We start from the raw sequence: 18294 nt of genomic DNA on the forward strand, positions 1-18294 counted from the left end.
TAATAGGATCACCGATGTGACGGTCAGCGATGATCCCGTCACAGTCCCTGCTCGGTTGATTCAGCCGAAAGGAACAGCCAGTGCCACGCAGGAAACCGCTACTGGCCGCGGCGACGATCGCCGCGACCGTGACCGCGCTCGGCCTCGTGCCGGGCACCGCCGCGTTCGCGGACGCGCCGGCGTTCGTCCAGGTCGCCGGGGTCACGCCGCCGACGCCGCAGTCGTCGGTGAGCGTCCCGTTCGCCGACGACGAGACCGCCGGCAACACCAACATCCTGGCGATCGGGTGGACCGACACCACCGCGTCGATCGCCTCCGTCAGCGACAGCGCCGGCAACACCTACCAGGCGGCGATCGCCACCTACCGCGGTGCCGGCATGTCCCAGGCCATCTACTACGCGACCGGCATCGCCGCCGGCGCCGACACCGTCACCGTCACGTTCGACCAGCCGGCGTCCTATGTGGACCTTCGGGTCAGCGAGTACAGCGGGGTCAGCGGCTTCGACGCCGGCGCCAGCGACAGCGGGGCGACCGGGGACGGCGACAGCGGTACCGTCGCCACCACCAACGCCGACGACCTGCTCTTCGCAGCCGGCATGAGCGGCGGCGCCTACTCCGCCGCCGGCACCGGGTACACGTCGCGCATCATCACCGGCAACGGCGACATCACCCAGGACCGCGCGGTCGCGGCCACCGGGTCGTACAGCGCCACAGCCACCAACGTCGGCCCCTGGATCATGCAGCTGGCCGCGTTCAAGGCCGGCGGGGGCGGAGGCACGCCGGCCCCGGTGGCGGACTTCGGCGGCACGCCGACGTCCGGCACCACCCCGCTCAACGTGCAGTTCACCGACGCGTCCACGGGCGCGCCGACCTCATGGGCGTGGACGTTCGGCGACGGCGGCACGTCCACCGCGCAGAACCCGAGCCACACCTACGCCGCGGCCGGCACGTACAGCGTCTCGCTGACCGCCACCAACGCCGGCGGCTCGGACAGCGTCACGAAGAGCGGCTACGTCACGGTGAGCAGCCCGACGGCGGGCTGGCCCGGCCCGACGAACACGGGCGTGCCCGCCGGCACGACGCTCACCACGTACACCGGGCCGTGCACGATCACCGCCGACGACACGGTCATCGACTCCCAGACCGTCAACTGCGACCTCATCATCCGGGCGTCCAACGTCACCATCACCAAGTCGAAGGTCAACGGCGTCATCTGGCTCGACGTCGACAACCCCGGCGCCGACGCCTGGTCGCTGACGATGACCGACTCCGAGGTCGACATCGGCGTGCGGCAGATCCAGGCGATCTGCTGCGGCAACCTCACGCTGCTGCGGGTCAACGCCCACGGCGGCGAGACCGCCACCGCCTGCGAGGAGAAGTCGCTGCACTGCAGCATCACCGACTCGTGGCTGCACGGCCAGGGCATGCCCGAGGACGTGGACTGGCACCTCGGCGGCTTCCTGTCCGACGGCACCCGCGGCGCGGGCTGCACCGGCACCTGGTGCATCGAGCTGGTGCACAACACCGTCGCCTGCGACCACCCGATGAACAACCTGCAGGGCGGCTGTACCGGTGACATCAACCTGATCCCCAACTTCGCCACCGCGTCGCGGGTGCGCATCGCCAACAACTACCTGGTGGCCAACACCGACCTCGCCTTCTGTACGTACGGCGGGGACAAGACGACGTCGCCGTTCCCGAAGGGCGACCACATCAGCTACGAGAACAACGTGTTCCAGCGCGGCAGCAACGGTCTGTGCGGCGGCTACGGTCCGGTGACCGACTTCGACGACACCAGCCCCGGCAACGTGTGGACCGGCAACGTCTGGGAGGACGACGGCTCGCCCGTCCCGCCGCCCCAGCACTGGTAGTCGCTCGGCACGTGTGCCCGTCGATCCTCAGCCGAGCTGGCTGAGGATCGACGGGTCGGTGATCTTGTGGTCGTCGGCCAGCAGGAGGGCCTTGGACAGCACGACCGAGAGCATCAGGTCGCCCTCGAACGGTACGAAGCGCACGCCGGCGGGTTTCGCCGTGCCGGACGGCACGATGCACAGGTAGCGGTCGTTCGGGGACATCAGGATGTTGCCGCTGCCGATGTGGATGCGGTAGGTGTGCCGGCGGCCCTCCACGACGAGGTAGTGGCCGTCGAGCCGGGCCCGGTCGCGGATCTTCAGCTTGGGCAGCAGGTGCTCGAGCACCTGCCGGCGGACCTGGCCGTTGGCGGTCAGCTCGCCGAACGCGAACGACCGCCAGTAGCCCAGGCGCGCGTCGTCGGTGCCGCGGTCGGCCCAGGTCGGGTCGGTGGCGATGGAGGTGACCCGGACGAACAGGTCGACGTCGCGCATCGCCTCGGCGAAGACCCGCGCGGGCACCTCGGCCAGCGGCACGTCCTGGCGCGCGCGGCCGCGGCCCCGCTCGAACCGGACGCGGTCGGTCGTGCAGAACTGCACGGCGTCGCGGCCGCCGTCGTCATCCGCCTGCTCGTGGTGGAACACGGCGGTCAGCCCGGACGCGGGAAACTCGCGCTTCGCCTCGCCGGAGTAGCCGCCGTCCCAGCCGCCCAGGTAGTTGCTGCCCCAACGGCGCTCCTTCATCAGCGCATAGGCCTGGTGGTACCGCAGGACGTGCGCCGCGAACCGGTTGGAGTGGACGCGGGTCCCCTCCTCCGCCGGGGTGAGCAGGTACACCTCGCGGAACGCCTGCTTGAAGGGCTGGGCCAGCTCGTGGGCGAGGATGTACGAGCGCCAGGCGTGCACCTCCTGCGGGTCGGCGTCGACGGGGTGCCACAGCCGCACCCGCGCATCGGCGCCCGGCTCGAACGTGTCGCCGCCGGCCAGCGTGAAGTGACCGTCCGCGTCCGGCAGGCCGGTGCAGCGGCGGCCGTCATCGGTGACGGTCCACAGGAGACGGCCGGCGAGGCTGCCCGTGACCGGATGTTCGAGGTACCGCTGCCGCCAGGTCGGCAAGGGCCACTCGCGCTCCTCGACCAGCAGGTCCTCCAGCCGCTCCCGCTCGCCCGCGACGGTCTTCTTCAGCTCGGTGGTGGCGCGGCGCACCTCGGCCGTCAGCTGCGCCCCGGCCGCGGCCGGAGGCTTGGCCGTCGTCGTGGTCGTGCCGTCGTGCTCCCAGGTCACGCGGACCCGGGCACGGTCGTCGATGCAGAGCACGGCGGTCACGTCGCCGGCTTCGATGCGCCGCTGCCGCTGCCGGTCGAGCCCGCAGTCGGGGATGGTCAGCTCGGTGAGCTCCGAGCGGCTGACGCCGGCGCTCGCGGCGGCCTCGTCGAGGGCGGCGGCGATCTGCTTGAGCTTCCCGCGGTCCCGGGTGGCGCGCTGCAGCCGCACGAGCGCGGCGATCGCGTCGGCGTCGGCCCGCCGCCCGAGCACCGCATAGCACGCGTTGATCGGCTTGGGCTCGTGCAGCGTCGGCTCCAGCGCCAGCACGAGCGGGACCAGCCACGGCTCGCCCGACACCTGCGCGGCCCACAGCAGCCCGCGCACCACGTCCGTGTTGTCCGGGCCGACCCGCACGCGGTAGTCCGAGTACCAGCGCTCGATCATCGCGGGCTCGCAGGTGTGTGCGAGCCGGAGCAGGTCGTGCAGCAGGGCGACCAGCCCGGGCCGGTCGTCCAGCAGTTCGTCCGCCCGGCGCAGCCAGGCCTTGGTCGGGCGCGGGCCGGAGGTCAGGTTCAGGGCGTGGTCGAGCAGCGCGGCGACGGCTTCGGTGTCGGCGCCGGGCGTCGCCGCCAGGCGCTGGACCGCCGCCCGGCTCCAGCCGTCCTCGACGCGGATCCGCCCCGCCCAGGCGGGGGCGCCACCGTATGCGGTGTCCGCGAGCAGGACCAGCCGCCGCAGGAGCTGCGCCCGCTCGCCGGCCTCGCGCGACGTGGACGCGTCGACCAGCTTCCAGGCCCCGCGGAAGCGCTCCACGAGCGGGCCCCGGTCGGCCGGGCTCAGCGCTTCGGCCGCGCCGGTCGCGACCCGGAGCACGGTCACCACCGAGTTCTCCGACGCCTGGTGTGCGAGGTCGAACAGCAGCTCGATGTCGGCCGCCGTCCAGGCCGGCCGCCGGGCGGCCAGGGCGGGGAAGAGGCGCGCCGCCTCCCAGGCCCAGCCGCGCTCGCTCGACGCCCGCTCGGCGAGCGCGATGGTGACCGAGCGGACCGCCTCGTCGTCCAGGTCCGGCAGGACGCGGTGGTGGAAGTGCTCGACGGCGGCGGCGTCGAGGCCGGGCGCGTCCGGCAGGACCCGCGCGGCCCGGTCCCGGTGCCCGGCCAGCGCCTCGGCGCTCACCCGCCCACCAGCTGGACCAGGCGGATGAACGCGACGCGGGAGGCCTCGTCCAGGGACAGCTCGGCGTCGAGGTCCTCGACCTGGCGGTCGTCGACGAGCACGAAGAACGCGTTGTGGCCGAACGCGGCCACCGCCGCGTCGGCCTGCCGCTCCCAGTCGATCCGGGTCTGGCCGGGCATGCGGTACCCGTTGAGGTCCTCCTCGGCCGCGGTCGGACGGACCAGTCCCTGGAAGCGCTCGACCGGCCGGGCGTTGTACCGCGCCACTTCCTCGCGCACCCGCAGGCGGATCAGCTCGCGCAGCGTCACGGTGCCGGGAACGTCCAGCTCCACCGTGCCGACGACCCGGCCCGTGGCCGTCTCGTCGTGGATGCTCATGATCACAGGCCGGAGCGTACGCCAGGTCGCCGCCCGCCGCGGTCCGCGACGGTCCGGGCCGGCGAACCGGCCCGGACCGCGTGGGTCACGCCGCCGTCAGGTGGTCGATCATCTCCAGCGCCGCGTCGGGCCGGCCGACGACCACGACGACGTCGCCCGGGCGCAGCCGCAGCCGCCGGTCCGGTGGCGCGATGACCTCGTCCTCGCGGACGACGGCGGCGACGACCGCGCCGTCGACGGCCGCGTCGGCCGGGGACCGCCCGGCCGCGGACGGGACGGCGCCGATGAGGACCTGCAGCACGGCCACCCGGTCCGCGTAGCGGTCGAGGCGCGCGCAGTGCACCGTCGGGCCGTCCACGCCGAGCACGCCGGCGAGGACCCGCGCCTCCTCGGCGGTGAGCAGCACCCCCGTCTGGCGGGTGTCCGGGTCGGCCGGGTCGTAGACCACGAGCTCCCGGCGCTCGTCGGCGTGCTGCAGGATGCCGACGTGGTGACCGTCCGCCGCGTGCAGCAGGTGCAGGGTGCCGACGCCGGGAAGTGGATGGTGATCTGTTCGCATGATGTCTCCCTCGGCGGTCATGAGAAGTACCGCAGCCAGACGTAGCCCCACGCGATGACCGTGGTCATGAGCGTGGTGACGATGCCGTAGCGGGTGAACTTCCAGAAGCTGATCGGCTCGCCGGCCCTGGCCGCGATGCCGAGGACGACCACGTTGGCGCTGGCCGCCACCGCGGTACCGTTGCCGCCGAAATCGGCGCCGAGGGCGAACGCCCACCACAGTGAGCGCCCGGTCTCCGGGTCGGGTGTGGTGGCGACCAGGTCCTCGACGATCGGGGCCATCGTCGCCACGTACGGGATGTTGTCGAAGAACGCCCCGAGGATCGCCGAGCCGAACAGCAGCCCGGTCGCGGCGAGGAAGTAGTCGTCACCGACCTGCGCGGACGCCCAGCCGCCGATGTGGTGGATGACGCCGGTCTCGACCAGGCCGCCGACCATGACGAACAGGCCCATGAAGAAGACCAGCGTCGACCACTCGACCTCCTCCAGGTAGGCCTCGGCGCTGACCCGCGAGACGAGCACCATCAGCCCGGCGCCGAGCAGCGCGATGATGGACGGCTCGACGTGGATGACCGCGTGCAGCGCAAACCCGGTGACGACCAGCGTCAGCACGGCCAGGCAGCGCACCAGCAGCCCCCGGTCGGTGATGGACGCCCGCTCGTCGAGGGCCATGACCTCGGCGACGCGCTCCGGGTGGTACTCGAAGCGCTTGCGGAACATGACCCAGCCCAGCAGCACGAACAGGACGAACAGCACCACGACGATCGGCGCCATGTGCACGACGAAGTCGTTGAACGTGAGCCCGGCCCGGCTGCCGATGATGATGTTCGGCGGGTCGCCGATGAGCGTCGCCGCGCCCCCGATGTTGGACGCGAGCGCCTCGGCGATCAGATACGGCACCGGGGAGATGCCGAGCTTCCGGCAGACCAGGACCGTCACCGGGGCCACCAGCATGATCGTGGTGACGTTGTCCAGGAACGGCGACGCGACGGCCGTGATGACCAGCAGCAGCACGAACAGCCGGTAGGGCCGGCCCCGGGACCGTTTCGCCGCCCAGATCGCGAGGAACTCGAAGAGCCCGGTCTGCTTGATGATCCCGACGATGATCATCATGCCGAGCAGCAGGAAGATGACGTTCCAGTCGATGCCGGCGTGCTCGGAGAAGAACACGTCCTTGCCCGGCACCAGGCCCAGCAGCGCCATCAGCCCGGCCGCGAAGAGCGCGACCGCGACGCGATGGATCTTTTCCGTGGCGATGAACGCGAACGCGACCGTGAAGATCACGATCGCGGCCACGGCACTCACCGCAGCCCCGGCGGGCCGTGGAGGGTGACGAGCAAACGGGGACACAGTGGTACGCGAAGCATGGAAGACCTCCTGAGGGGCAACACCACGAGGCCGTCGACCCGGCGGGTCACGGCTTGACGTCTGGTGGCTCAGGAGATGGGTGGCCCGCGGCAGCCGGGCGTGCCGATGCACCGTCCACTCTGGACGATGCGATCGGCCCCGGCCGCCGGTGCCCGGCCCGGCCCGGGATCGACCGTCACCGGGTCCGGCAGCGTGGCCTGCAGCAGCGGCCCGGCGGGCGGTTTGTCGTGCGCCTTGAGCGGCTTGCGCCCCTGTGGCGCGTCCGCACCCTGCGTGGCGGCCGTCGCGGACGCCGTGCGCACCACCTGGAATGTGTCGCCGGGCACGGCATTGTGCGCGTAGGACAGGCCGAGCAGCAGCGCGCACATGGTCAGGGCGAGCCCGACGGCGGCGGTCCGCAGCGCGGAAGCAGTCTTCATTCCGCACCTCCCGCCGGCCGCTGAACAGTGGAGTCTACCAGCGGCCGGCGGTGATGCGTGGTCGTCGATACGGCGTCGGGTCAGGGTGCTAGCCCAGTGCGCAGCGCTTGCCGTTGACCGTGAAGTTCACCGGCAGAGCGCCCGTGACATTGTCCCAGGTGCCGTTGAAGCCCACCCCCGTCAGCGTGCCTCCCGGCGGGATGGTGGCGTTCCAACTGGCGTTGGCGATGTTCGCCGACGCTCCGTTCTGGCTGAACGTGCCGTTCCAGCCCTGTGAGAAGTTCTGTGCGTTGGCGAACTGCCACTGCAGGTTCCAGCCGTTCCACGCCGCACCCGACTGGTTGGTCAGGGCGATGTCGACCTGGAAGAAGCCCGGCCACGTGGTGACGACGCGGTACGCGATCTTGCAGGTCGCGGCCGGCAGGTCGTCGTCGGGGACCAGGAACACGTTGGGGTTGATGTCGGCCGCGGGCACGTCGGTGTTGCGCGCGATGACCTGCGCCAGCGTCGTGTGGAAGTCGATGCCGTAGGTGCTGAGGATCGACGTCAGTCCCTGGTCGTTGCCGTAGAAGAAGCGGTCGCCGTCGCGCAGCGCGAGGAACTGCCTGGTCCAGATGGCGCGCTGCAGCTCGCCGAACTCGCTGCCGGCCACGTGCGGCTCGGCGATCATGCCGACGAAGGCGTCGACGTTGTTCACGTTGCCGTAGACGGCGCGCAGGCGCGCGGCGGTGGTGCTGCGCCTGACGCCGGATGTCGAACCGTCGGCCGCTCCGACGACCGTTGCCGTGCCGTCGATGTCGGCCGTGCGCAGGAAGTCGAGGCTGTTCGGGTTGTCGGGGCCGGTGCCGGCGGGGAACGCGTCGGTGGCCTCGCCGGTGATGGCCGTGAACGAGGTCTTCGGCGCGAGCCCGTACGCCTGGCGCAGCTGGTTGTAGCTCGGCAGGCCGTGGTCGCGTCCGCGTTCGATGTCGATGGCGCCGAGGTCCACGACGCCCGTGAAGCACTGCGGCAGCGTGGGTCCGTCGAGGCAGCCCGGGTTGCCGGGGACGGGCACCTGGAACAGGACGCTGCGCAGCTGGTTGTCGATCATCTCGTCGTTGCGGTACTGCGACTCGGCCAGGCTGGTCACGAACGGCCCGAGGCCGATGGCCGGCAGCAGGTCCGGGTTGAAGAACGCGACGTTGAGCGGGACGGTGAGCGCCAGGTCGGCGCCGTCCACCTCGACCTCGAGGCCCTGCGCCCGGAAGGCGTCGAGCTGGGCCGCGGAGTACCGCGACGCCTGCGTCTCCGCCGTGAACTCGCCGTGGATCTGGCTGTGCGCACGGTACCCCACGACGGCGAACTCGTTGCTGAGCGTCGCGTTGACGCCTGCGTTGTAGCCGGTGTACCGCGGCAGCGCCACGCCCATCGCGGGCAGGAACTCGTTGTACGTGATGTACTGCTGCTCGGCGATCACGATCCGCCGGGCGATCCGGAAGCGGTCCTCGGCGCTGAGCGACGCCGGCAGCAGGGCCACGATCCGGTTGTGCTCGCGGGCGAAGAGCGTGTGCGTGGCGGTCAGCGCGAGGTTCTCGTTGGCCCGCACGTCGCCCGCGACCCTGGCCCGGTCGGGGTTCGCCGTGAGCCGGCCGTCGACGGCCATGACCGGCGCTGCGGAGGCGTTGCCGCGCTGCGAACGGACGGGCAGGTATCCGCCCGGCAGCATCAGCGTGGCGGCGTTGTTCGCCATGTTGTTGTCGTACGGCCCGTCCCGTAGCCACTCCAGGCGCTGCTGGGTGCCGCCGTAGACGGCCCAGGCGTCGATGTACGAGCTGACCGTGTTGACCTGCTCGCGGGGGTTGCCGACCCCGGTGCCGGCGGCCGCGCGGTCGCGGGTGAAGGGGATCACGCCGAGCGTGTCGGTGAACGTCTCGAGCGGATCGGCGGCGTTGAACGGGATGTTCGCCGTCTCGGTGCCGGCGTCGGCGAGGCCGAACGTGTGGTCGAGGAACTGGCCCCACGTCCAGGCCCACTGCGTCATGCGGTGCTCGGAGAAGATGTTCTGGTGGACGTCGTTGAACACGCGGTTGCTCACGAAACGGCTGTTCGGTCCGGTCACCGGCTGGCTGCGGCCGTCCGCGTAGCGCGCCGCGCCGACGCGCGCGTAGTTGGTGCCCACCTGTCCCTGCGTCGGGCGGGAGAGGTTGTTGCGGCTGCCGTCGAGGCTCTCGACCTCGAAGCTGACGGCGGCCCGCGCCGGGGTGGCGGCGATCACCATCGATCCCGTCAGCGTGCTCATGACGGCGACCGCGACGACCGCCCGTCGGAGGCGGCGCTCGGGGTACGGATGGCTCGGGGGTTGGGTAAGGTTGTGCGAGCGGGACATGACTCCTCCCCACGCGGCTCGATGAGCCTTGCGTGCGGTGCGTCCTCGACTCCGGATCCGTGCGTGGATTGATCGGGTGCACGGCGGATCGCTCTGCCGCCCTCGTGGCGGCGAGGGAGTTCGGCACGCAGATGTTGGATGTGGTTTCTTGCGCGCATCGCGCACGCCAGCCGGGTTGCGTTTCGACGTGCGGTTGCGTCGGCGCCGTGCGGCCAGTTTGGACCCGATCCAGACACAGGTCAATAGACGTCGATCATTATCGTAAGGTTTGTTAACTTATCGATCAATCGGCACGCTCGGGGGCGTCCGTACGTTCCACGACGTAGGCCCCTCGGTCCTGCGGCGGAGGCCGGGACCGCCCCGGCGTCGGTATCGTCGGGTGGTGTTCCGGATCGGGGTGCGGACGGCGGGGCCGGTCGGGGTCGCGCTGTTCCTGGTGCTGGCGCTCGCCGGCGGGTTCGCCGCCCAGCGCCGCCTCGCCCCGCCGATGCGGCCCCTGGACGCCGGCGGCCTGGCGCTCGTCGTCGCGATCTGCCTCGCCCTGGCGTTCGCCCGGCGACGGCCCGCATGGACGCTCGCCGCCACCGCGGTGCTGACGGCGGCGTACGCGGCCGCGTTCTATCCGTACGGGCCGGTGTGTTTCGCCACGACCGTGGCCATGTACCAGCTCGCAATCCAGGTTCCGGCCGGCCGGGCGGCGCTCGCCTGCGGTGCGACGTTCGCGGGGCTGGTCGGGGCGTCGGTGTTCGCGGCGCCGGGTGACCTCGGCGCCGCCGCCATCGCCTGGGCGCTGTGCCTGGCCGTGCCGCTCGGCGTCGGTACCACGGTGAAGCTGCGCCGCGCCGCGGACCTCGCCCAGGAACGGCTGCTGCTGGCCCGCGAGGTGCACGACGTGGTAGCGCACGGGCTGGCCGCGATCAGCATGCAGGCCGGGGCCGCGCTGCACGTGTTCGAACGGCAGCCGGAGACCGCGCGGCAGGCGCTGGCGGCGATCCGCGACACCAGCGGCGAGGCCCTTGCCGAGCTGCGCGGCGCGCTGAACGGGGTCCGCGACGGCGCGGGGCTCGCGGGGCTGCCCGCGCTCGTCGAGCGGCTGGGGCGCGGCGGGATGGCCGTGCGGGTGCGCTCGTCGGGCGCCGCACCGCCGCTGCGCCGCGACGTCGACCACGCCGCGTACCGCATCGTCCAGGAGTCGCTCACCAACGTGGCCCGGCACGCCGGGGCCGAGTCGGCGACGGTGACCCTGGCGTACCGGCCGGACGGCGTTGCCATCACGGTCGCCGACGACGGCACCGCGGTAGCGCACCTCTACGGTCACGGCCTCGCCGGCATGCGCGAGCGGGCCGCGTCCGTGGGCGGCCGCCTCGAGGCCGGGCCCCACGACGACGGCGGCTTCAGGGTCCACGCCTGGCTGCCGAGGTGATCACCGTCGTCGTGGCCGACGATCAGGCCCTGCTGCGGGGCGGGGTCCGGATCGTCCTGGAGTCCGAGCCGGACATCGCCGTCGTCGGGGAGGCGGCCGACGGCCGGCAGGCCTTGGACCTGGTCCGCGAGCTGCGGCCCGCGGTGCTGCTGCTCGACGTGCGGATGCCCGTGCTCGACGGCCTCGGCGTTCTCGCCGCGCTCGCCGGGGATCCGGGCACCCGGGTCGTCGTGCTGACGACCTTCGATCTCGACGAGTACGTCTACGCCGCGCTGCGCGCCGGTGCCGCCGGGTTTCTGCTCAAGGACGCCGAGCCGGCCGAGTTGCTGCAGGCGGTCCGGGTCGCGGCGCGCGGCGACGCGCTGCTCGCCCCCGCCGTCACCCGCCGGCTGATCGCGATGTTCGCCGGGGCAGCCGCGCCCAGCCTCGCCCGGATCGCCGACGACCGGGCCCTCGGCGTGCTCACCGAGCGGGAGCGGGAGGTCGTCGCGCTCGCCGCGTACGGCCTGTCCAACGACGAGATCGCCGACCGGCTCCGGGTCAGCCCGGCCACCGCCCGCACCCACGTCAGCCGGGCGATGGTGAAGCTCAACGCCCGCGACCGCGCGCAGCTCGTCGTCTTCGCTTACCGCTCCGGCCTCGTACGCCCGGACGCGTAGGCGCGCAAGGCCGCTCCTCGCACGACGACACGACGGGCGCGCCCGGGCGAGGGTGGCGGCCATGTCGAGATTCGTTCCCTGGCTGGTCCTCGTCGCGTGGCTCGGCGCCATGGCCGCGCTCGGCCCGCTCGCCGGGCAGCTCTCCGCCGAGCAGCGCAACGACGCCGCCGCCTACGCGCCCCGCGATGCCGAGTCGACGCGGGTCCGCGCCGAGCTGGCGCGCGGCGGTGACACGCTCCCGGCCGTGGTCGTGTACGTCCGCGCATCCGGGATCACCGCCGCGGACCGTTCCGCCGTGCAGGGCAGGTTCGCCGGGTCCACAGTGGAGGAATCCGCCGACGGCCGGGCGCTGCTGCAGACGGTACCGCTGGACGCCCGTGACCTGGACGCCCTCTACGACCGCACGGTACAGCTGCGCGCCGAGGCCCGCAGCGGTCTCCCGCCCGGCCTGGCCGCGCAGGTCACCGGCCCCGCCGGAGCGCTCGTCGACGGCGCCGGCGCGTTTCTTGACGTCGACGTCACCGTGCTGCTCGTCACCCTCGCCGTCGTCGCGTCGCTGCTGCTGGTCATCTACCGCAGCCCGGTGCTGTGGCTGGCGCCGCTGCTGTCGGTGATGGTCGCGGCCGGTGCGGCGCAGGGCGCCGTGACGCTCGTCGTGCGGGCGTTCGACCTGACCGTGAACGGCCTGAGCCAGGGCATCCTCACCGTGCTCGTGTTCGGCGTCGGCACCGACTACGCGCTGCTGCTCACCGCTCGCTACCGGGAGGAGCTGCACCGCCACGCCGACCGGCGGGCCGCGATGGCGACCGCGTTGCGCCGGGCCGCGCCCGCGATCACAGCCTCGGCCGCGACGGTGGTCGGCGGGCTGCTGTGCCTGCTGCCCGCATCCGTCACTACGACCCGGAGCCTGGGCGCGATCGGCGCTGCGGGCGTGGCGGTGGTGCTGACGGCGATGCTGAGCCTGTACCCGGCGCTGCTCGTCGCGCTGGGGCGATGGGTGTTCTGGCCGCGTGTACCGCTGCCCGGCACGCCGACCCCGGCGGCGCCCGCGTGGCGGTGGCTGGCCGGGAGGCTCGCACGCCGGCCCCGCCTCGCCTGGATCGCGGCGGCAACTGTGCTCGTCGCCCTGGCCGTGCCGTTGCTCGGCGCCCGGATCGGCGTGCCGTCCGAGCGCTCCTACGTCACCGCCCCCGAGTCGGTCGTGGGCGATCGCGTCGTCGCCATGCACTTCCCCGCGGGCTCGTCCGCCCCTGCCGACATCGTCGCCCCGAGGGCCATCGTGGACGCTCTCATGTCGACATTGCCGCACGAGCCCGGCATCGCCGGCGTGCGCCGGGTCGGCGACACGCACCTGCAGGCGGTGCTCGCCTCCGGGCCCGGCAGCCCCGCCGCCGCCGATACCGTCCGCCGCCTGCGTGCCGTCCTGCCCGCGGACGCGCTCGTCGGTGGCGCCGCCGCGACCGTCCTGGACACCGCGGAGGCCAACGACCACGACCGCTGGATCGTCATTCCGGCCGTCCTCGCGGTCCTGTTCGTTGTGCTGGTCCTGCTGCTGCGCGCGCTGCTGGCGCCGGTGCTGCTGGTCGCGATCGCCCTGGCGTCGTTCGCGGCGGCGCTGGGCGGCGGCTGGCTGCTGTTCGGTCCGGTGCTCGGCTTCGCGGGCCTGGACGACCAGGCGATCCTCATCGGGTTCGTGGTGCTGACGGCGCTCGGGATCGACTACAACATCTTCCTGCTGTCCCGGGTGCGAGAGGACGGCGTACTGCCCGCGCTCGTCGCCACCGGCGGCGTCATCACCAGCGCCGGCGTGGTGCTGGCCGCGACGTTCGCCGCCCTCACCGTGGTCCCGGTGGTGTTCGTGATCGAGCTCGGCGTCGTCGTGGCCGCCGGGGTGCTGTTGGACACCCTGCTGGTCCGGTCGGTGCTGGTGCCGTCGCTGCTGTTGGAACTGCCGGGCGGTGGCGTGCCGATCGGCCGGGTTCCGGACGGCCACCTCGGCGTGGATGACCCACGAGATCAACCACTGGGAGCGAACCGGAGCCGGCCGCCTCATGCTGACTAGTTCCGGCGATGCCGGGCATGAAACCTCGTTGTGGTCCGGCGACCGGCTGCTGACGAGGAGGAGCCATGCACAGGTACGCTGCCTACGTCACCGAACTGATCGGGACATTCTTCCTGGTGTTCACGGTCGGCATGAGCCTGCTCATCGGGAGCCCGCTGGCTCCGCTGGCCATCGGCGCCATGCTCATGGTCATGGTGTATGCCGGGGGACACGTCTCCGGTGGGCACTACAACCCCGCCGTCACCATGGGTGCGCTGGTCCGGCGCCGTGTCGACGTGGCCGACGCCGTCGCCTACTGGGTCGTCCAGTTGGTCGCGGGGCTGCTCGGCGCGCGCCTGGCCTACTGGGCGGTGAACCCCCGAGCGGTCGGGACGCTGAACCTCTCCGGCCGCACCCTGCTCGCGGCGCTGCTCGTCGAGGCGCTGTTCACCTTCGCGCTGGTCTACGTGATGCTCAACGTCGCGACGAGCAGTAGCAACCCGAACAACTCGTTCTACGGTCTGGCCATCGGCTTCACGGTCGCCGCCGGCGCCATCGCCGTCGGTCCGCTCTCCGGGGCCGCCTTCAACCCGGCGGTGACGGCCGGTATCGCGGCGCTCGGGCTGCTCGCGTGGTCGACGGCCCTGATGTACCTCATCGTCCAGGTGCTCGCCGGTGTCGTGGCGGGCTACGCGTTCCTCGCCCTCAACCCGGACGAGGTGCGGGCCCGGCGGGTCGATGAGGAGCACGAGGAGCACGAGGAGGCGGCTCACCGGTAGCGCCTGTGCACCCGAGACACCGCGCCGCGGCGCCCGGCAGGGCGCCGCGGCCGGCGTGCACGTCCTACGCGACGGCGTTCACGACCTGCTCGGCGAGGCTCTGCCACTTGGCGTAGGCGTCCGGGTACGCCGACACCTGCACCGTCTGCGCCGCCACGGTGATCGCCATCTGCTGCCAGCCGGAGACCTGCACCAGCGCCGCGTAGAAGCGGCTCGCGGCCCCGGCCGGGTTCATCAGCTGTTCGACGGTTCCCCAGTTCGGCCGCTGCTGGAACAGGCCGACCGAGTCGTGATCGCTCCCGACGCCCTCGTTGGGCAGGTTGAGCGACGCCGGAACGTTGGAGTTCGCGAGGTTGTGCAGGTGGCTCTCCTGCAACGCGGTGGCGATCGCCACCACGAACGCGCGCTGCGGCAGGTTCTGTTGCTGCCCGACCTGGATGATCGTGATGGCGTTGTTCATCTCGGCCCGGGTCAGCCCGCCGACGGGATCGTGGACGGTCGGCGACGGCGAAGCCGCTGCCGGCGCGGACGTGGCCGGGCTCTGCGCCGGTTGCGCGCTGGCCGAAGCCGCCGACTGCCGGCTGGGCTGGTCGCCCGTGCGCGCGCCGCCGCGGGACGCGCGGTTCTCGGCGTCCGCCGCCCGCCCGGTGCCGCCCTGCTGCATGGTGTCGACCTGCGCCACGGTGTCCGGCCGGCTGCCCGGCGACGCGGATACGAACAGCGAACCGGTCGCCAGGAATGCGATGACGACCGCGGCCGTGTACAGGCCGGTCCTCGGGCGGGCCGCCGAATGGCGGCCGCGGCGGTAGCGTTGCCGGTGACGGGCGAGTCGCCGCGCCATGGTCTCATCGGGCGGCATGAGGCGACCTCACGACCGGCGGACGGTGTTGCTGGCGGTGCTTCACGAAAACCTCGACTTGCTTGCTGAGAACTCGGCAGGAGGGCACGGGCCAACGACCGTCCACAGGGGACGGTTATGGGCATGGTGCCAGGGTGTGCCGGTGCGACCGGTGTTGCGCGGAGGGGTTACCGGACTGGGCGGTGGCCTTGCCGTGCCGGTCGGTGTCCGGGGCCGCGGGTCGAGGTATGGCGCCGTGCGAGGGTCTGCACGCGTGCTCCTTCCGATGCCGCCTACCGGGTTAGCTGACGGATTCGGACGGGAGGATCGCCCTACCTCGCGGCGCGTGGCCGCTCGGATTCACCCCAGTTGTGCTTGGTTCCCCGGCTCGTGCGAGCACGACTCAGCGGGTCCGCCGCGCCGTCACCTTGATCGGCGACGGTTGGGCGCAGCGAACGTCATGACCATAACGGCTGCATAACCGCAGGTGAAGCCCCTGCGCGGAACTGACAGGGTGCGCGTGGCGGCCCGGCGTTCTGCCCCTTGCCGCGAACGTGAGCGGCGCGATCTATGCTCGGTCGATGCCATGGATCTCCGGCCGGCTGGCGTTCTCGACCCTCGGCTGCCCCGGCCTGCCGCTGCCGGAGGTCGCGGAGCTGGCGCTGCACACCGGTTGGCGCGGCATCGAACTGCGCTCGGCCCCCGACGAGCCCGTCCACGTCGGCCTGTCCGCGGCCGGGCGTCGGGCGGCCGCGGAGACCCTGGAGGGCGCGGAAGTCCTCTGTGTCGCCTCCTACGTCAAGGTGGCCAGCGGCAAGATCGATGATGAACGATGCGTCGCCGACCTGCTCGCCGAGGCCGCCCTCGCCGCCGATCTCGGCGCCCGCGCGGTCCGCGTCTTCCCCGGCGGCGATGACGAGCACGGCGACGCCCGCGCGATCGGGCGCCTGCGCTCCGCCGCGGCGCAGCTGCCCGGCGGCGTCGAGATCTGGCTGGAGACGCACGACTCGCACCCGCGCGGCGAGGACGTGCGCCGGGTGCTGTCACAGGTCGACGACCCGCGGGTCCGGGCGATCTGGGACGCCCGGCACCCCTGGGCCGCGGGCGAGGCGGTCGCCGACACCCAGCGGGCGCTGGCCCCGTGGCTCGCGCATGTCCAGGTGAAGGACAACGCGGACGCCGTCGACAAGACGCCGGTGCTCCTGGGCGCCGGCGCCGTGCCGCTGCGCGAGATCCTGCGCGCGGTCGAGGGCGGCGGCTACGACGGCTGGTACAGCCTCGAGTGGGAGCGCAAGTGGCACCCCGGCATCCCGCCGCTGGCCGACGCGCTGGCCGCGGGCAACGACTGGGTCAGGTCCCTGGACGACTGACGGCGGCGCGCAGCGCGGTCAGGATTTCGTCGTCGATGCGCGGCGGCTCGTCACCGAGGTACACCGCGGTAGCGATGCGGTGCTCGCCGGGCGGGTAGTCGGCGCGCAGCATGGGCAGGACCGTGCGCGGGTGGAGCACGTTGGTGCCGGCGAAGGGCACGACGAGCTCGCCGGCCCGCACGCGGTCGGGGTCGAGGTCGACGATGACGGTGCTCAGCCCGCCGCTCTGCGCGCCGCAGCCGACCGGGCCGTGCGTGGCGGGCAGCGCCGCCGCCGACCACGGCAGGCTGAACGCGCCCTCCGCGCCGGCCAGCGCGCGGGCGGTGACGAGCCGGTGCAGCCGGACGTGCCAGCCGTCGCGGAACGGCGCGAGGGACGTCTCCACGGTCACGTCCGGCCACGGCGACCACCGCGCCCGGACGACGCCGCCGTCGACGCGCGAGTCGTCCACCTCCTCGCGGGCCCGCCAGCGCCGCCCGGCGTCGTCGCTGAGCGCCAGCATGCTGTCGAAGGCGCCCGCGGCGAGGCTCCGGTCGCCGGCGGGGACGCTGAAGCCGGCCCGGGTCGAGTAGGCGAACTTGGCGTACTTCGCGGCGCCGCCGCGCGCCCAGTCGCGCCAGCCCTGCCCGTTGAGCAGGACGACGTCGCCCCGGTGCCGGCTGACGACGGCCTTTGGCGCGGGCTGTGCGCTCACCGCGTCCTCGTCCGCCGGTGCGGATCCGGCCGCGGTCCAGAAGGGGTGCTCGGGCGGCAGCGCGAGGGGAAGGAAGAACTTGGTCGACCAGTACGGGGAGCCGGCGCCGAGGTACTGCTCCACGATCCCGCCGTTCGGGTAGCCGTAGCCGACGGTGAGCAGCCCGTCCTCGCTCGCGATCGGCCGTTGCCACCACCACGCCAGGTGCCGGTCGGCCAGGCCGCGGACACGGTCCCAGGGCAGCGCCGGCAGATCGGCGAAGGCCAGCGCGCCCCAGAACGCGCCCTGAGCGAAGCGGTACCCGAGGCTGCGCCCGAACGGCACGGCCGACCCGTCGGCGGCGAACCAGTGCTGGAACTGCCCGGCGAAGGCGCCGCTGCGCGCGGTCAGCCGCTGCGCCCGGTCCGGTTCGAGCGCGCCGAGGCCGGCGAGCACCAGGCCGTACCAGTGGAACGCGAACGGGTTGTAGTAGTCCTGCCCGCCGCCGTCGCCGTCGCGATACCAGCCGTCGGCCAGCGCGAACTGTTCGAGGCGGTCGAGGTGGGCGCGGCGGCGGTCCGCGCCGGTGGCGATGCCGAGCCGCTCGAGCCCGAGCCCGGCCAGCACAGGGAAGAAGTGCCAGTTGTTGTCGTGCGGGGTCGACTCCGTCGCGGCGGTGAGCCAGCGGACCAGCACGTCGCGATCCGCGCCGGACAGCGGATCCCACAGCTCGTGCGGCGCGACCGCGAGCGCGTAGCCGATCGCCGCGGACTCGACGAGCCGCTGGCCGCTCGGCGGCCCCGCGTGCCAGTCGTGGCGGGGGTCGAGCGCCGGGAGGAGGGCCCGCCGGACCTCGTCCCATCGCTCGTCGGCGCGGCCGCCGCTGGCGGCGTGCGCGGCGAGGCCCCAGAGCGGCCGGGTCACCAGCTCGAGCCAGGTCGCGCCGGGGTCATTGGAGGAGGCGCTGACCGGCTGCCGGTCGGGCCCGAGGGCGGCGAGCCGGGTGGCCGGCGCAATCAGCGCGAGCAGTGCCCGCGCCCATCCGTCGCGAGTGGGGGACAGCGTTCCATATAGTTGCGCCGGCGTGGACACTCGACGCAGCGTAGAACTATGGTAAAGCTTTTCGCAAGCG

General features: G+C 72.8%; 14 protein-coding genes and 1 riboswitch. Of the genes, 6 read left to right on the forward strand and 8 right to left on the reverse strand.

The genetic code is table 11. The annotated features are described in order from the left end of the window. Positions 1-80: 80 nt before the first annotated feature. Entirely contained in the window at positions 81-1871 is a 1791-nt protein-coding gene (locus tag ABD901_RS25840; RefSeq protein WP_345129930.1) for a PKD domain-containing protein, read from the forward strand. 27 nt (positions 1872-1898) lie between these two features. Here ABD901_RS25840 and ABD901_RS25845 read toward each other — a convergent pair whose 3' ends face one another. The 6 genes from ABD901_RS25845 to ABD901_RS25870 all read right to left on the reverse strand — a co-directional run bounded on the left by ABD901_RS25845 (position 1899) and on the right by ABD901_RS25870 (position 9379). Further along, a complete protein-coding gene (locus tag ABD901_RS25845) occupies positions 1899-4292 on the reverse strand; it encodes a DUF4132 domain-containing protein (RefSeq protein ID WP_345129932.1) in 2394 nt (797 codons plus the stop codon). After that, positions 4289-4669 (reverse strand): hypothetical protein, encoded by a 381-nt coding sequence (locus tag ABD901_RS25850; RefSeq protein WP_345130071.1) that lies wholly within the window; start codon positions 4667-4669, stop codon positions 4289-4291. Before ABD901_RS25850 ends, ABD901_RS25845 begins: the two co-directional genes overlap by 4 nt. 85 nt (positions 4670-4754) lie before the next feature. After that, positions 4755-5228, reverse strand: coding sequence for a cation:proton antiporter regulatory subunit (locus ABD901_RS25855; RefSeq protein WP_345129934.1), 474 nt, complete (start codon positions 5226-5228; stop codon positions 4755-4757). A 17-nt stretch (positions 5229-5245) separates the two neighbouring features. Next, positions 5246-6523 (reverse strand): ArsB/NhaD family transporter, encoded by a 1278-nt coding sequence (locus ABD901_RS25860; protein WP_345129935.1) that lies wholly within the window; start codon positions 6521-6523, stop codon positions 5246-5248. 140 nt (positions 6524-6663) lie between these two features. Continuing rightward, positions 6664-7014 (reverse strand): hypothetical protein, encoded by a 351-nt coding sequence (locus ABD901_RS25865; RefSeq protein ID WP_345129937.1) that lies wholly within the window; start codon positions 7012-7014, stop codon positions 6664-6666. A gap of 88 nt (positions 7015-7102) precedes the next feature. After that, positions 7103-9379 (reverse strand): peroxidase family protein, encoded by a 2277-nt coding sequence (locus ABD901_RS25870; RefSeq protein ID WP_345129943.1) that lies wholly within the window; start codon positions 9377-9379, stop codon positions 7103-7105. Between the two features lie 382 nt (positions 9380-9761). On the opposite strand from ABD901_RS25870, the gene ABD901_RS25875 reads away from it, so the two are divergent. The 4 genes from ABD901_RS25875 to ABD901_RS25890 all read left to right on the forward strand — a co-directional run bounded on the left by ABD901_RS25875 (position 9762) and on the right by ABD901_RS25890 (position 14281). After that, positions 9762-10802: a sensor histidine kinase gene (locus tag ABD901_RS25875; RefSeq protein ID WP_345129944.1), complete on the forward strand. Its 1041-nt coding sequence runs from the start codon at positions 9762-9764 to the stop codon at positions 10800-10802. Then, positions 10799-11461, forward strand: coding sequence for a response regulator (locus tag ABD901_RS25880; RefSeq protein ID WP_345129945.1), 663 nt, complete (start codon positions 10799-10801; stop codon positions 11459-11461). Before ABD901_RS25875 ends, ABD901_RS25880 begins: the two co-directional genes overlap by 4 nt. Positions 11462-11522: 61 nt before the next feature. Beyond that, positions 11523-13523, forward strand: a complete 2001-nt coding sequence (locus ABD901_RS25885; protein ID WP_345129948.1) for an MMPL family transporter — start codon at positions 11523-11525, stop codon at positions 13521-13523. Between the two features lie 65 nt (positions 13524-13588). Further along, a complete protein-coding gene (locus ABD901_RS25890) occupies positions 13589-14281 on the forward strand; it encodes an MIP/aquaporin family protein (RefSeq protein ID WP_345129950.1) in 693 nt (230 codons plus the stop codon). Positions 14282-14345: 64 nt separating this feature from the next. Here the strand turns inward: ABD901_RS25890 and ABD901_RS25895 are convergent, their stop codons facing one another. Next, positions 14346-15140 (reverse strand): hypothetical protein, encoded by a 795-nt coding sequence (locus ABD901_RS25895; RefSeq protein WP_345129951.1) that lies wholly within the window; start codon positions 15138-15140, stop codon positions 14346-14348. 254 nt (positions 15141-15394) lie between these two features. Then, positions 15395-15538, reverse strand: a riboswitch (cyclic di-AMP (ydaO/yuaA leader). A 162-nt stretch (positions 15539-15700) separates the two neighbouring features. Here ABD901_RS25895 and ABD901_RS25900 point away from each other — a divergent pair. Continuing rightward, on the forward strand, positions 15701-16489 hold the full coding sequence (locus ABD901_RS25900) for a sugar phosphate isomerase/epimerase family protein (RefSeq protein ID WP_345129954.1): 789 nt from the start codon (positions 15701-15703) through the stop codon (positions 16487-16489). Here ABD901_RS25900 and ABD901_RS25905 read toward each other — a convergent pair. After that, positions 16470-18254 carry a DUF2264 domain-containing protein gene (locus ABD901_RS25905; protein ID WP_345129956.1) on the reverse strand — a complete coding sequence of 595 codons (1785 nt, stop codon included), beginning with the start codon at positions 18252-18254 and terminating at the stop codon, positions 16470-16472. The two genes, ABD901_RS25900 and ABD901_RS25905, sit on opposite strands and share 20 nt — an antisense overlap. Positions 18255-18294: the final 40 nt, after the last annotated feature.

The organism is Dactylosporangium darangshiense, from assembly GCF_039537565.1.
Lineage (GTDB): Bacteria > Actinomycetota > Actinomycetes > Mycobacteriales > Micromonosporaceae > Dactylosporangium > Dactylosporangium darangshiense.